The sequence below is a fragment of the Rhodococcus sp. NPDC127593 genome (assembly GCF_042671975.1).
GTDB lineage: Bacteria > Actinomycetota > Actinomycetes > Mycobacteriales > Mycobacteriaceae > Rhodococcus_F.
This window is the reverse complement of sequence record NZ_JBHXWI010000009.1, coordinates 6,063-22,288: the sequence shown is the minus strand read 5'-3', so window position 1 is coordinate 22,288 and position 16,226 is coordinate 6,063. Positions and strand designations below refer to the sequence as shown.

Annotated in this window: 1 protein-coding gene (only partly in view); it reads right to left on the bottom strand. The window is 69.1% G+C overall.

Annotated features, from left to right (window positions below):
• Positions 1-16,226: the start of a non-ribosomal peptide synthase/polyketide synthase gene (locus ACFVJ3_RS10070; protein WP_378451935.1), read on the bottom strand. It extends 17,506 nt beyond the left edge of the window; only the first 16,226 of its 33,732 coding nucleotides appear in the window; its start codon is at positions 16,224-16,226; the stop codon falls past the left edge of the window.

Here is a 16,226-nt window from a genome sequence, read left to right as displayed (position 1 = left end):
TCGCCCGACGAGCCGTCGAGCAGTCCGGGCAGCAGGGTGGACAGGGCCACCGTGACCGCGGCCTCCGGGCCAACGCCCACACCGGCGAGCGTGCGCGCGAGCTCCGCTGACTTGTCCCGCAACTGCACATACGTGACATCGGTGCCGTTGTGCGACAGCGCGATTCCGTCCGGGTTGATCGACGCCGCACCGTCGAGGAGTTCGGGCAGCGACTGGGTGGCCGCCAGCTCCTCCGAGATCGAGTGCGACATCAGGGACTGCGCCGCCTCGTCCGGCACCGCCAGTCCGGCCTTCTCGTCCTCGGTCAGGATGTCGATGTCGCCGACGACGGCGTCCGCATCGGCCGTGACGGCCTCGAGCACACGAACGAAGCGATCGGCGAAACCGCGGACCGTCGACTCGTCGAAGAGGTCGGTGGCGTAGGAGAACCAGCCCCGCATGCCGTTCGCGACCGAGCCTTCGTCGAACCGTTCCTCGACGGCGACACCGAGATCGGTCTTGCTCGTCGTGAGTCCGCTCTCGAGGACCTCGACGGTCAGCCCGGCGAGCTCGAGCTTCGGCCGTTCGAGGTTCTGGAAGCTCAGCATCACCTGCGCGAGCGGCGCGTACGCGGCGGTGCGCGACGGACGGAGCACCTCGACGATCTGCTCGAACGGCACATCGGCGTTGCCGAATGCATTCAGATCGACCTCACGTGCCTGCGTAAGCAGCGTGCTGAAGCGGGCGTTCTGGTCGACATCGGTGCGCAGCACGAGCGTGTTGACGAACATACCGACGAGATCGTCGAGCGCGCGGTCACCGCGGCCCGCGACAGGGGTGCTGACGGAGATGTCGCTGGTGTTGCTCAGTCGTCCCAGCAGCACGGCGAGTGCGGTGTGCACCACCATGAACAGCGACGCCTGGTGGGTCTGCGCGAGTTCGTTCAGCGACCGGTGCACGTCCTGCCCGATCTCGAACTCGATCAGTCCGCCCTGCGGGCTCCGGACAGCCGGGCGCGACCGGTCGGCAGGGAGGTCGAGGACCTCCGGTGCATCGCCGAGCGCGTGCGTCCAGTACGCGATCTGCTTGCCCGCGAGCGACTCCGGGTCGTCCTCGGAGCCGATGAGATTCCGCTGCCACAGGGCGAAGTCCGGGTACTGCACGGGCAGCGGCGAGAAGCGGGGCTCCTCCCCCTGCACGCGAGCGCCGTAGGCGCCGAACAGGTCCCGTGCGAGCGGGGCCATCGACGAGCCGTCCGCCGAGATGTGGTGGACCACGACCACGAGGACGTGGTCGCCTTCCCCGAGTTCGAACAGGGCGGCGCGAACCGGCACGTCGGCGGTGACGTCGAAGCCGGCCGATGCCAGTGCGACGACCTGCTCCCGCAGTTCCTGCTCGTCGGCCACGCGGACGACGTCGAGCCCGGACTTCGTGTCGGATGCGGACAGGACGACCTGGTAGGGGCCGTCGACGGAATCCGGGTACACCGTGCGCAGCGACTCGTGCCGCGCAACGACGTCGGCGATCGCCGAGCGCAGCGCGTCGGCGTCCAGGGCGCCGGTGAGCCGCAGCGCCAACGGGATGTTGTACTCGGCCGATTCGGGATCGAACCGGTTGGCGTACCACATGCGCTGCTGTGCCAGCGACAGCGGCAGACGGTCCGGACGCGGTCCGGCGGTGACGGGTGGACGGGAGCCGCCGTCCACACCGAGATCTTCCAGCCTGCGGGCCAGCTGCGCCACCGTGGGGGCCTCGAAGATCTCGCGCACCGGAGCGTCGATGCCGACGGCCTCGTTGATCCGCGCCATCACGCGGGTGGCGGCGAGCGAGTTGCCGCCGAGCGTAAAGAAGGAGTCGTCGGCACCGACCACGTCGACACCGAGGACCTCCGCGAACACCGCGGCGACCCGCTGTTCGAGAGCGGTTCCCGCGGCACGGAACTCACGGTCCTCCGCCAGGAACTCGGGCGCGGGCAGGGCCCGGCGGTCGAGCTTGCCCACCGGGGTGAGCGGGATGGCGTCGAGGATCACGATCGTCGACGGCACCATGTACGCGGGCACGAACTCGCCCACGAAGTCCAGCACCCGGGTGACGTCGACCTCGGCGCCCGGCACCGGGAGCACGTACGACACGAGGACCGAATCCCCGGTCGGTCCGGGCAGCACGGACGTCGTGGCGAAGTCGACGGCGGGGTGCTTGGCGAGCACCGCGTCGATTTCGCCGAGTTCGATGCGGAATCCGCGGACCTTCACCTGCTGGTCCGAGCGGCCGACGTAGTCGACGGTCAGCGCGCCGTCCGCGTCCTTCGTCCAGCGCACGACGTCGCCGGTGCGGTACATCCGGTCGCCCGGCTCACCGTACGGGTTCGCGACGAAGCGTCCCGCGGTCAGCGACGTGCGCCGGTGGTAGCCGCGGGCGAGTCCGAGGCCCGACAGATAGAGATCACCTGCGATACCGACCGGAACGGGGCGGAGTCGATCGTCGAGGACCAGCGCGCTGGTGCCGCGGATCGGACCACCGATCGTGACCGGACCGTCGGCGGCCATCGGGTCGCTGATGTTGGTCATGATCGTGGTCTCGGTGGGACCGTATCCGTTGAACAGCGAACGTCCGGATGCCCAGCGGGCCGCGAGTTCCGCCGGGACGGCCTCGCCGCCGGCGACGACGAACTGGAAGTCGTCCAGCCCGGACGGATCCACCGACGCCAGCGCCGAAGGCGTGACGAAGCCGTGCGTGACGCGGTGCTCGCGCAGGAAATTCGCGAACTCGGGTCCGCCGTACACGTCGGTGGGAGCGATCACCATGGTCGCGCCGGCGCCGACCGCGAGCAGCAGTTCGAGGACCGACGCGTCGAAGCTCGGCGACGCGAAATGCAGCGTCCGCGAGTCCGTCGTCACCTGGTAACGCTCACGCTGTTCGGCCGCGAAGTTGGCGAGGCCCCGGTGGGTCACGACGACGCCCTTGGGCTGCCCGGTAGTGCCGGACGTGTAGATCACGTACGCGCTGTTGGCCGGTGTCACCGCCGTGCGACGCTCCGCCTCCGCGACGGGAGCCGTGGAGTACCGCGCGGAGGCGTTCTCGAACGCTTCGCTGTCGAGGACCAGCCAGTCGACGTCCGCCGGAAGCCGGCCGACCTCGGAGCTCACGGAAAGCCCGAGCGACACACCGGAATCGGTGACCATGTGCGCAATGCGCTCGTCCGGGTAGCGGGGGTCGATCGGCACGTATGCGCCGCCGCTCTTGGCGACGGCCCAGATGCCGACGATGGACGCGATCGAGCGGGTGATGCCGAGCCCGACGAATGTCTCCGCGTCGACTCCGCGCTCGATCAGGATGCGCGCCACACGGTTCGAGCGCTCGTCCAGCTCCCGGTAGGTGATGCTGTCGCCGCCCGAGACGATCGCGGCCCCGTCGGGGTTCGCGGCGACCGCCGCGGACAGCAGTTCGACGAGTGTCGTGGGCGGTGTGCCCTCGATACCGCGGACCGGTGTCAGTTCCGCTGTCTCCTCGGCGTCGAGGATGGGGATGTCCCCTACCGCGATGTCGGTTCCGCCGCCTGCGACGGCGGCGAGGATCCGCACGAAACGATCCGCGAAGCCCTGCACGGTCTCCGCGTCGAAGATCTCGGTGGCGAACCCGAGAACACCGGTGATCCCGGTGGGCGCACCCTCGTCCGACCACAGTTCGCGCAGGTCGACGGTGAGGTCGAACTTGCTGAACTCGACGTCCACGGCACCGGGTGTCGCCTCGAGTCCGGCGAACTCGAGCGACGGGATGCCGTTGACCTGATGGGTCAGCACGACCTGGAACAGCGGCGAGTACGCCGTGGACCGGGTCGGCTTCAGGGCGTCCACCAACTGCTCGAACGGGACGTCCTGGTTGCTGAACGCGGCGAGGTCCTGGGTGCGGACCTGTTCGAGCAGTTCGGCGAAGGACGCTGCCGGCTCGACCTCGGTCCGCAGCACCAGCGTGTTGACGAACATGCCGACGAGGTTCTCGAGCGCCTCGGCACCGCGACCGGCCACGGCGGTGCCGATGGCGATGTCGGTGCTCGAACTGAGCCGCGCCAGCAGCACGGACAGCGACGCGTGCAGCACCATGAACAGTGACACGTTGTGTGCGCGCGCGACCTCACCGAGACGACGGTGGATGTCCTCGTCGACGGAGAAGCCGACTGAGGCACCGGCCATCGACCGCACCGTCGGGCGGAGCCGGTCGGTGGGGAGGGCCAGGACGTCGGGCACACCCGCGAGGGTCTTCGACCAGAAGTCGATCTGCGCCGCGGCCAGGGAATCGGGGTCGTCCTCGGAACCGAGCACGTCCCGCTGCCACAGCGCGTAGTCGGCGTACTGGACGGGCAGCGCCGGCCACGTGGGCTGCGTCCCGTCCTGACGGGCCGCGTAGGCCGTCATGACGTCGCGGGCCAGCGGCAGCGTGGACGCACCGTCGGACGCGATGTGGTGCATGACCAGCACCAGGACGTGGTCGGTCGCGTCGACCCGGAACAGGCGGGCCCGGACCGGGATCGTGTCGGTGACGTCGAAGCCGGTGGAACCGAACTCGAACATCAGGTCCCGCAGGCCCTCCTCGCGGACGTCGACCGGCTCGAGAGCGAGGTCGATGCCGGCGGCGGGCAGGATCACCTGGTGCGCACCGGAATCGGAGTCCGGGAACACGGTCCGCAGCACCTCGTGCCGCGCGACGACGTCGGAGAGCGCCGCAGCCAGGGCTGCGACGTCCAGCTCGCCGCGCAGTCGCACGGTGAGCGGAACGTTGTACGCCGGCGACGACGGATCGAAACGGTTGAGGAACCACATCCGCTGCTGCGCCAGCGACAGCGGCAATTCCCGGGGGCGTTCCCCCGCGACGAGCGCAGGCCGGTTCGAGCCGTTGTGGGCCCGGTCCTCGACGAGCTTCGCGAGGGTCGCAACGGTCGGAGCGTCGAACAGATCGCGGATCCCGACCTCGGTGCCGGTCGCGGACGTGACGCGGGCTGCGACGCGGGTGGCGCTGAGCGAGTTGCCGCCGAGCTCGAAGAAAGACTCTTCGACACTCACCCGCGTCGCGGAGATCACGTCACCGAAGATTCCGGCGACGACCTCCTCGAGCGGGGTCCTCGGTGCGACGAATTCCACGGTGCTCGTGGCGAATACCGGCTCGGGCAGGGCCTTGCGGTCGATCTTGAGGTTCGCGGTGAGTGGCATCTCGTCGAGAACCATCAATGTGTCGGGGATCATGTGCGACGGCAAGACACGTTGCAGGTCGTCCAGGGTCGCATCGGAGTCGAGTTCTACGCCTGCCGCCGCGGTGACGTAGCCGACGAGCCGGGGTCCCTGCTCGCTCTCGTGCACGACGACTACGGACTGCAGCACGTCGCTATTCGCGGTGAGCGCCGACTCGATCTCCCCCAGTTCGATCCGCAGCCCCCGGATCTTCACCTGGAAGTCGCTGCGGCCGACGAAGACCAGCTGGCCGTGATCACGCTCACGGACCAGGTCGCCGGTCCGGTAGAGGCGGGTGCCGGCGTTCCCGAACGGGTTCGCGACGAAGCGGGATGCCGTAATCCCAGTCATGCCGCCGTATCCACGAGCGAGCACGATGCCGCCGATGTAAAGCTCACCGGTCACTCCGGGCGGAACGGGGCGCAGCCGGCCATCGAGCACATGGTACTCGACCCCTTCGAAGGCCGCACCAAACGGCACCGGCCACTGCTCGGCATCCGTTGAGGAGAGGTCGACCTCGTAGGAGGAGTCGGTGGCCGACGCCTCGGTCGGCCCGTAGGTGTTGATCAGACGGGTGTGCGTCCCGATCAGCGCGGAGCAGGCGGAGGGGCGGAGCTGTTCGCCGCCGACGACCACGATGTCCAGCTTGCCGAGGACCCCTTCCGTGTCGAGGTCGCTCAGGACCTCGAAGGCGCTGGGCGCCATGTTCGCGATCTGCACATCGCCGGCGCCGATCTGCCGGAGGATTGGTAGCGGGTCGAAGCCGGGCTCCGCAAGATGCATGACGCCGCCGTACGCGACCGACACCCAGATGTTCTTCTGGGTCTGGTCGAACAACGGCGAGTTGGCGACGAGGACACCAGTACCCTCGGTGAAATCCAGGGCGTGACGATACCACTGATAGGTGTTGGATACACCAATCATGGGCACCATCGTCGGCTTCGGCCGGCCGGTCGAACCCGAGGTCGAGATGACATAGGCCAGGCGGGAACCCGCTTCGGAGTCCGACCACGGGTCGTGCGCGAAGTCGCTCCCGTCGTGTGCGGCGAGCCGCTCGATCGTGTCGGCGTCGTCGACGACGATCGCGGCGTCGAGGACGGCGTTGCCGAACGGCGCCTCGTTCAGGCCACTCCACGAGCTGGTGACGACCACGGCGCGGGTACCACTGTCCTCGATCAGCCCGACGATCCGGTCGAGGCCCCAGTCCTGGTCGAACGGCGAGTATGCGGCGCCCAGCTTCCAGGTGGCGATCATGCCGACCACCCACTCGAGCGACCGCGGGACGATCAGTGCCACAACGTCGTCGGGGCCGACCCCCTGCGCGCCGAGTGCACGGGCCAGCTGATTGGCGCGTCGATTGAGTTCGTCCCTGGTGGTCGTGACCCCACCCGCGACGACTGCTGGCGCATCGGGTTCGCGTTCCACCGACTCCTGCCAGCGCGCCATGAACCGCTCGAGCGGCCACCCCGCAGGGTCGGGCATCTCGGACTCCAACGGCGCCGTCGCAACGATTTCCGGTGCGGGCGCGGCGATCTCGATGTCGCCGACGAGGGCGTGCGCATCGGCGATGACCTGATCGAGTATGGTGCCGAAGCCGTCCTTCCCGTCCTTCGACGGCGGGGCCATCATGATCGTGGGAACCAGACCGGACAGCACGACGGAGACGATCGCGTCGGGACCCATGCCGCGCTCCGACAGCGGCGCGGACATCAAGCGAAGCCGCTCGTCGAACTCGCGGTACGTGACCTGCATGCCGTCGTGAGCGACCGCGACGGCGTCGGGAGCGACCTCGACCGCAGCAGCCAGAAGCTGCGGGAGCTCGCGAACAGTCATCGTGCGGGCGGGCCTGACAGGGCTCAACTTTGCTCTTTCACGTTCGGTGAGAATATCGATGTCACCCACGGCGACATCGGGGTCGGTGACGACGGCCTCGAGGATCCGGACGAACCTTTCGGAGATCCGTTCCGCGGTGCTCCGCTCGAACAGGTCGGTGGCGAACGTGAACCGGCCACCGAGGCCCGCCGGTTCACCCGACTCGTCGGCCTTCTCGGTGATCGTCAACGTGAGGTCGTACTTGGCGCCCTGCGCCATGTCCTCGATCACGCGCACGGTCAGCCCGGGCAGTTCGAGCGCGTCCATCCGGTTGTTCTGGAACGACAGCATCACCTGGAACAGCGGCGAGTACGCCGCCGAGCGCCGGATCCGCAGTGCCTCCACGATCTTCTCGAACGGCACGTCGGAATTGCCGAACGCCGCCAGGTCGCCTTCGCGGACCCGTTCGACGAGACCGGCGAACGAATCGCCCGGCCGCACGTGGGTGCGCAGGACCAGGGTGTTGACGAACATGCCCACCAGGTCGTCGAGCGCCTGATCGCTGCGTGCGGCGAGCGGTGTGCCGACGGTGATGTCGTCGCTGCTGCTCAGCCGCGACAGCAGCGTCGTCAACGCCGCGTGCGTCACCATGAAGAGCGAGGCGCCGCGTTCCTTGCCGACCGCTTCGAGGCCGCGCCGCAGCTCGGGGGTGATCGCGAAGTCTATCGAATCGCCCCGCATCGACTGCCTGGCCGGGCGTGCGTGGTCCAGCGGGAGGTCGATGAGCTCGGGTGCCCCAGCGAGGGTGTCGGCCCAGTGGGCGATCTGCTTGCCCGCGAGCGACTGGGTGTCGGCGGGGTCGCCGAGGACCTCGCGCTGCCACAGTGCGAAGTCGGGGTACTGCACCGGCAGCGGCTGCCACAGCGGAGCCGCACCGGCGGTGCGCGCGCTGTACGCGACCATGACGTCGCGCGCGAGCGGCGACATCGACGCACCGTCGGCGCAGATGTGGTGCACGACGAGGACGAGCAGGAACTCGCTCTCGCTCGTGGCGAACAACCGGATCCGCAGCGGGGGCGCGACCGTGACGTCGAATCCCTCGGTGGCGAACTCGGTGAGGGCCGTGTGAAGTTCGGCTTCGGTCACCGGAACGGGCGTCAAGTCGAGCGGAACCTGCTCGATGTCGACGACCTGCTGGTACGGGCCGTCGCCGGAGTCGGGGAACACGGTCCGCAGCGACTCGTGCCTCGCGAGCACATCCGACACAGCCGACGACATCGCGTCGATGTCGAGCGAACCGGACAGACGCACGGCGAGCGGGATGTTGTACGCCGAGGATGCTGTGTCGAACCGGTTCATCAGCCACATGCTCTGCTGAGCCATCGACAGCGGAACCCGCTCGGGGCGCGGCCGCGCGACGAGGACCGGCCGGTCGGAGCCCATGCCTGCCTGCTCGGCCACCTTCAGGGCGAGCCGTTCCACGGTCGGCGCCTCGAACAACTCGCGCACACCCAGACGGGTACCCGCGGCAGCGTTGAGCCGGGCGACAGCCTTCGTCGCCACGAGCGAGTTTCCTCCGAGGTCGAAGAACGACTCGGCGACACTGATCTTCGTGAGCCCGAGCACGTCGGCGAGGACACCGGCGACCAGTTCTTCGGTCGGCGTACGCGGCTCGATCATCTCGCCCTGCAGGGCGTCGAAGTCGGGCTCGGGCAGAGCCCTCCGGTCGAGTTTCCCTGCGGTGGTGAGCGGGATCTCGTCGAGGACGACGACCGCGCTCGGCACCATGTGCGCCGGAAGCATGTCGCCGACGAAATGCGTCACCTCGGCGACGTCCAGCGAGGCGCCCGCGGTCGGCAGCACGTACGACACGAGCGCGGTCGAACCCGACGGCATCGACGTGCCGAGAGTGGCCGCGAATTCGAGGTCCGGGTGCTTGACCAGAACGGCGTCGATCTCGCCGAGTTCGATCCGGAAACCACGGACCTTCACCTGGAAGTCACTGCGGCCGACGTACTCCACGCCGTAACCGGCGCGGTGCCCGTGGTCGACGACGAACCGGACGACGTCGCCCGTGCGGTACATCCGGCTGCCGCTGCCGCCGAACGGGTTCGCGACGAATCGTTCGGCGGTGAGGCCGAGACGGTCGTGGTAGCCGCGAGCGAGACCGGGGCCCGCGATGTACAACTCCCCCGCCACGCCGACGGGTACCGGGCGCAGCAGTTCGTCGAGAACGTAGACGGTGACACCGCAGACGGGACCGCCGATCTCGATCCGGCTCCCGGGCACCAGCAGGTTGCTGACGTTGCTCATGACGGTGGCCTCGGTGGGTCCGTAGCCGTTGTACATCCGGCGACCCGGCGCCCAGCGTTCCACCAGTTCCGGCGGGCACGCCTCGCCGCCGACCACGACGACCTCGAGCCGGTCGAGTCCGGCCTGCTCCACCGACGCGAGCGCGGCGGGCGTGACGAAGGCGTGGGTGACCTCGTTGTCCGCGAGGAAGTTTCGGAGTTCCTCGCCGCCGTACAGGTCTGCGGGGGCGACGATCATCGTCGCGCCGCAGCCGAAGGCGAGCAGCAGTTCGAGGACGGACGCGTCGAAGCTCGGGGACGCGAAGTGCAGGGTCCGCGCCGACGGGCTCACCCCGTAGTGGGTGCGCTGCTCGGCGGAGAAGTTGGCCAGACCGGTGTGGGTGACGACGACGCCCTTGGGCAGACCGGTGGTACCGGACGTGTAGATCATGTACGCCGGGTGCTCGAGCTGCACCGACGCGGTCCGCTCGGAATCGGTGACCGGATCCGCCGACTTCGGGGCGCACAGCGCGTCGCACTCGGAGGAGTCGAGGGCGAGCCATTCGACGTCCGAGGGAAGGGTGTCCCGCTGGGCGGCCACGGTCAGGCCGAGAATCGCACCGGAATCGGCGACCATGTGTGCGATGCGCTCGGACGGGTAGCGGGGGTCGACGGGCACGAAGGTGCCGCCGGCCTTGGCCACGGCCCACGTTCCGATCACCGAGTGCAGCGAGCGTGTCATCCCGAGCGCTACAGACGTTTCCGGTCCCACACCGCGATCGACGAGAACCCGGGCGAGCCGGTTCGAGCGCGCGTCGAGTTCCGCGTAGGTCAGCGATTCGCCGTCCGCGACCAGCGCGGTGCGCTCGCCGTTCTCGGCCGCGGTCGCGGCGAGGATCTCCGGCAGCGACAGCGGTGCGGCGGCGTCGGTGCCGTGCGCCGCCAGCAGGGACGCGCGCTCTCCGGGAGCGAGGATGTCGATGTCCGCGACGAGCGTGTCGACGTCCCCGGACAGCGCACCGAGCACGCGGACAACCCGCTCCATGATCTCCTCGACCTCGGCGGCCTCGAAGATCTCGGGAAGGAACTTGGCCGTCAGGTGCAGCCGCGGGTCGGTCATCGCGACGATCGCCAGCGGGTAGTGCGTGGCGTCGTTGGACGTCACGTCGAGAACGCGGAGACCCTCGATGTCGCTGCTCTTCGTGAGCGCCTCACGGTCGAGCGGGTAGGACTCGTAGACCATCAGCGTGTCGAACAGCGCGCCGAGGCCGAGTCCCTGCTGGATGTCGGTGAGCCCGACGTGATGGTGATCGAGCAACTCGGTCTGCTCGTGCTGGATGCGGTCGAGCAGGGTGCGGACGGCGTCGCCGGCCCGGACACGGACCCGCACGGGCAGGGTGTTGATGAAGAGCCCGAGCATGGACTCGATGCCGGGCACCTGCGGCGGACGACCCGAGACGGTGGTGCCGAACACCACGTCGTCCCGTCCGGTCAGCCTGCCCAGCACGATTCCCCACGCGGCCTGGACGAGGGTGTTCATGGTGACGCCGAGTTCGCGCGAGCGCGCGGTCATGTCGGCGAGCAGGTCGTCCGGCAGGTCGATCACCAGCTCACCGGGGGTGAGCGTCGGGGCGGTCTCCGCGTGCGCGGGTGCGAGGAGGGTGGGCTCCTCGATACCGCGCAGGGCCTTCGTCCACGCGGCCACGGGCACCTGCGGGTCCTGCGCGGACAGCCACTCGAGGTAGCTGCGGTACGGACGCGGCTGCGGCAGTGCCAGCGCGTCGCCGTCCACCGCGTACAGGGTCAGCAGATCCTGGATGAGGATCGGCAGCGACCAGCCGTCGAGGAGGATGTGGTGGTTGGTGAGGGCGAACCGGTAGTGGTCCTCGCCCGTCTCGACCAGCAGGAACCGCACGAGAGGCGGCGCGGTCATGTCGAACCGGTCGGTCCGGTTCGCGAGCATCAGCGCCTCGAGTTCGGCAGCACGGTCGGACTCGGACGCAGCCGAGAGGTCGACGTGCGTCCACGGCACGTCCACCCGGTCGACGACCACCTGCATGCCGGTGCCGTCGTCGCCCGCGACGAACGCGGTGCGCAGGTTGGGGTGCCTCGCGACGAGTGACTCCGCGGCACGGCGGAGACGGTCGGTGTCGACGGATCCGCCCAGGTCCATCTCGAGCTGGGTGGTGTACACGTCGGTGGCGGTACCGGCCAGCGACGCGTGGAACAGCAAGCCCACCTGCAGCGGGGCCAGCGACCAGACGTCGGCGAGCGCGGGGTAGTCGCTCTCGAGGGTGTCGATCCGGCTCTGACTCAGGGACACGAGGTCGAGGTCCGACGGCGTCCGGCCACCGGCTCCGGGCCGCTTCGTGTGTTCGACGAGCCCTTCGAGCGCGCGTGTCCACAGGCCGGTGAGCTCGGTGACCTCGGCATCGGTGAGAACGCCCTGGGGGAAGTCGACGGTGGCCGAAAGCCGCTGTTCTCCTTCGACATCCACGATCATCGCGTTGATGTCGAGGGCGAAGTGCACCGGCATCTCGCTGTTGCGGGTACCGGTCAGCTCCATCGTGTCGGTGTCGGGCACCCAGCCCGCCGCCCGGAACGCGTCGGGGATCTCGCCCACCGACACGCGACCGAGGTAGTTGAAACTGATCTGCGGGCTCGGCAACGCGGCGAGTACCGCGCGGGTCTCGGCGTTGAGGAATCGCAGCATTCCGTAGCCGATGCCGTGCTCGGGCACCCGGGCGAGTTGTTCCTTCACCGACTTGACGGCCCGGCCTGCGGCCGCACCGCCGGCGAGGGCGTCGCGCACGTCGACGCCGGGCGCCGACAACCGGACCGGGAACATGCTGGTGAACCAGCCGACCGTGCGGGAGAGGTCGGCGCCGGGCAGGACCGTCTCCTCGCGGCCGTGACCTTCGAGGTGCACGAGGGTCGAGGTTTCGGTGACGCCGCGTTCCGCGCGCCAGGCCGCGACGGCCAGGGCGAGGGCGGTGAGGAGACCGTCGTTGACGCCGCCGTGGAAGGCGCGCGGCACGTCGGTCAGCAGACCGTCCGTGACGTCGGCCGGGACCTCCAGGCGGACGCGGCCGGTGGTCGAGACCGTGTCGCGGCCGTCGAGGGCCCGCGAACCGATCAGTGGGTCCGCACCGTCGAGGGTGGTGCGCCAGTAGTCGAGTTCGGCCACGCGGCGGGCGCTCCGGGCGCTGTCGGCGAGGCCGTGCGCCCAGCGGCGGACCGAGGTGCCGACCGCCGGAAGCAGAGGGTCGGCCCCGGCGGCGATCTGCGCCCACGCGGATGCGAAGTCGGGCACCAGCACTCGCCAGGACACCCCGTCCACGGCGAGGTGGTGGATCACGACGAGCAGTCGTCCCGACTGCGGGGCGCTCTCGCCCTCCCCGCCGTCGCTGTCTTCGCCGTCCCGCGGTGCGAGATCCCCGGAGTCCTCTGCGGGCGCGAACCAGACGAAACGCACCACGCTGCCGGTCGCCGGGTCCAACGTGTCCACCGTGCGCTCGAGGGCGTGCGCGGCGAGCGCCTCGAACGAGTCGGTGCCGGGTCCCTCGCTGAACTCGACGCGATCGAGGAGCCGGTCGACGTCGACGGAGCCGATCGGTGCGACCTCCAGCGACCATCCGGCCGGAGAGTCGGTGCGGCGCAACGACGAACGCAGAGCGTCGTGGCGGTCGACGACGGCCGCCAGCGTGCGCACCAGGCGGTCGCGCTCCACCTTCGGCGGCAGGGCCAGGAGAATGGACTGGGAGAAGCGATGGAAGTCGCCGCCCAGCTCCGTCATCCAGTGCACGACCGGTGTCAGCGGCATCGTGCCGATACCGGCGCCCGGCAGTTCCTCGAGGACGTGCACCGTCGCCGATTCGGATGCCGACTTCGCGACCTCGGCGAGCGAGGCCACGGTCTTGCGCTCGAAGACGTCGCGGGCCGTGAACAGGACACCGGCTTCCTTCGCGCGGGACACCAGCTGGATCGAGACGATGCTGTCGCCACCGAGCGCGAAGAACGAGTCGCCGACACTGACCCGAGGCAGACCCAGAACCTCGGCGAACAGTCCTGCGATCGACTCCTCCATGGTGCTGCGAGGGGCCACGTACTCACTGGACTCCGCCGCGAACGTGGGTTCGGGCAGGGCATTCCGGTCGAGTTTGCCGCTCGCGCCGACCGGCATCTCGGCGATCACTACGACGGCGTCGGGAACCATGTACGAGGGCACCGCGCGGCCGACGTGGACCGTCAGATCCTCGACGTCCAGCGCCGAACCGGGTTCGGGGACGACGTAACCGACGAGCCGCTGCCCCAGGGAACTGTCGTGCACGACCGCAACCGACTGCGCCACATGGGGATACGAGGACATCGCGGCCTCGATCTCGCCCAGTTCGATCCGCAGGCCGCGCACCTTCACCTGGAAGTCGGTGCGACCGAGGTACTCGATGCTGCCGTCGACGCGCCACTTGACGAGGTCGCCGGTGCGGTAAAGACAGGTTCCCGCGACGCCGAAAGGATTGGCCACGAAGCGTTCTGCCGTGAGCTCCGGCCTGCCCTCGTAGCCGCGTGCGACCTGGGCGCCGGCGAGGTAGAGCTCGCCCGCGGATCCGATGGGAGCGGGCCGGAGGTGGCCGTCGAGCACGTACGCCTCTGTATTCCACACCGGGGTGCCGATGGGGATCGTGTGGAGGGTTTCCCGATCCACTTCGCCTGCGGTGGCGTGCACGGTGAACTCGGTGGGGCCGTACAGGTTATGCAACCCGGCATCGGACTTCGCACGGAACGCTTCGGCGACGGCAGGCGGAAATGCCTCCCCCGCAACGAGAACGACGCGCAGGCTGACGAGCTGTTCGCGGTCCGCCTCGGCGACGAACACCGACAGCATCGACGGGACGAACGACGTCGCCGTGACCTTCTCGCGCGCGATCATGTCGGCGAGATAGGCGGGATCGCGATGCCCCTCGGGCGAGGCGATCACCAGGCGCGACCCGGAGGCGAGTGCGGCGAACAGTTCCCACACCGACACGTCGAACGTCGTCGGGGTCTTCTGCAGCACGACATCGTTCGCATCGAGCCCGTAGCGCGACGCGATCCACGTGACCTGGTTCAGGACCGAAGCGTGGCTCACCGCCACACCCTTCGGACGTCCGGTGGACCCGGACGTGTAGATGACGTAGGCCGGGTTGGCCGGCCGCAGATCCGCGGCCCGTTCGTCGTCCCGGATCGTGCCTGCCGGGACGCCGCTCAGATCCAGGGTGTCGATCTCCACGACGTCCTGAGCGGCGGGGAGGACGAGGCCGTCCCGCGCGACCGTGAGGATGCACAGCGGGCGGGCACTCTCGAGCACGTACGCCGTGCGCTCGGCGGGGTGGTCGGGGTCGAGGGGCACGTACGCGCCGCCCGCCTTGACGACGGCGAACATCGCGACCATGGAATCGAGCGAGCGGCGGATCGCGAGGGCGACCCTCGTCTCCGGACCCACTCCCCTGCCGATCAGCGTCCGGGCGAGACGGTTGACCCGCGCATCGAACTCGGCGTACGTGAGCTCCTCGCCGTCGAAGACGAGTGCCGTCGCGTCGGGTGTGCGCCCGACCTGGGCGTCGAACAGGTCGACGACGGTTCCCGTCGGCGGGGACACGACATCGCCGTTCCACCCGGTCACGACCTGTCCGCGTTCCTCCTCGCTCATCGCGGCCAGATCCGACACCGAAGCGTCGTCGCCGGCGCCGAGGAAGCGCTCGAAGAAGTCGAAGAAGCGGCTGTGGTGACGGTCCAGCTCGTCCGCGGAGTACAGGTTGGGGTTGGCCTCGAAGTCGATGTGGATCTTGCTGCCTGCCACACCCTGGTAGATGTTCAGCGAGAGATCTTCGACCGGTCCGGTGGTGAGGACGTTCTGGTGTCCGGTGACCGTCCCCAGCTTGATCTCGCTGTGGAACATCATGATGTTGATCGAGGGACCGAAGAAGCCACGCTGCCCCTGGGACGCTCCGGCGTCCCGGCGGATGTCTTCGTGCCGGTACCGCTGGCGGCGCAGGGCGCCGGTCAGCTCGATCTGGACGCTCTTGACCAGCTCGGGGACGGTCATTTCCGGGGTGATCTGCAGTCTGAGCGGAACGATGTTCGACACCATCCCGCCGGAGCGGCGCAACGTGGCGGTGGTGCGCGCCGAGACCGGGAGACTGAGGACGACGTCCGTCCGGTCGGTCATGTGGGCCAGGTACGCGGCGAATGCGGCCACCACGATGGGCGCGGAGCTGGCGTTGCTGCCGCCGAGAGCCTCGTCGAGAAGGGTGGCGGTGGACTCGGGCAGGGCCTCGGAGGAGAGCCGCGCGAACTTTCCCACCATCGCCGCGCGACCGACGAGGCTCGGGGCCTCGGGCAGGTGCGCGGTGCGTTCGGCCCAGTATTCGCGATCCTTCGCGAACCGCTCGGAGTTTCGGTACCGCTGCTCGTCCTCGACGATCCGGACCAGGTCCTCGGCGCGGCAGGCCGGCGGCTCGGTGCCCTCGACCAGCGCGGTGTAGATCTCGGCGATGCGTGCGATCAGCGCCATCGCGCCGAAACCGTCGAGCGCGATGTGATGGATGCGGCAGAACCAGAAGTAGTGATTCTCTCCGACGTGGAGCAGGTAGACCACGACGAGGCGGTCCTCGAGGAGGTCGACAGGGGCGCTGTAATTGGCCCGCATCCACTTCTCGGCGGCGACCACGGAATCGCCCTCGCCGCGGAGGTCGACGTAGGTGATGGCGTCGTCGAGGGACTTGTCGACGTACTGGTAGGGCATCCCCTCGATCTCTACGAGGCGGAGGAAGCCGGAGCCGAACTCCCGGCCGGTACGGACCGTGGCCTCGGTCAGCAGGTCGAGGTCGATGTCGCCGCGAAGCTCGATGTACTGGGCGATGGTGAGAGGAACGTCGCCCAT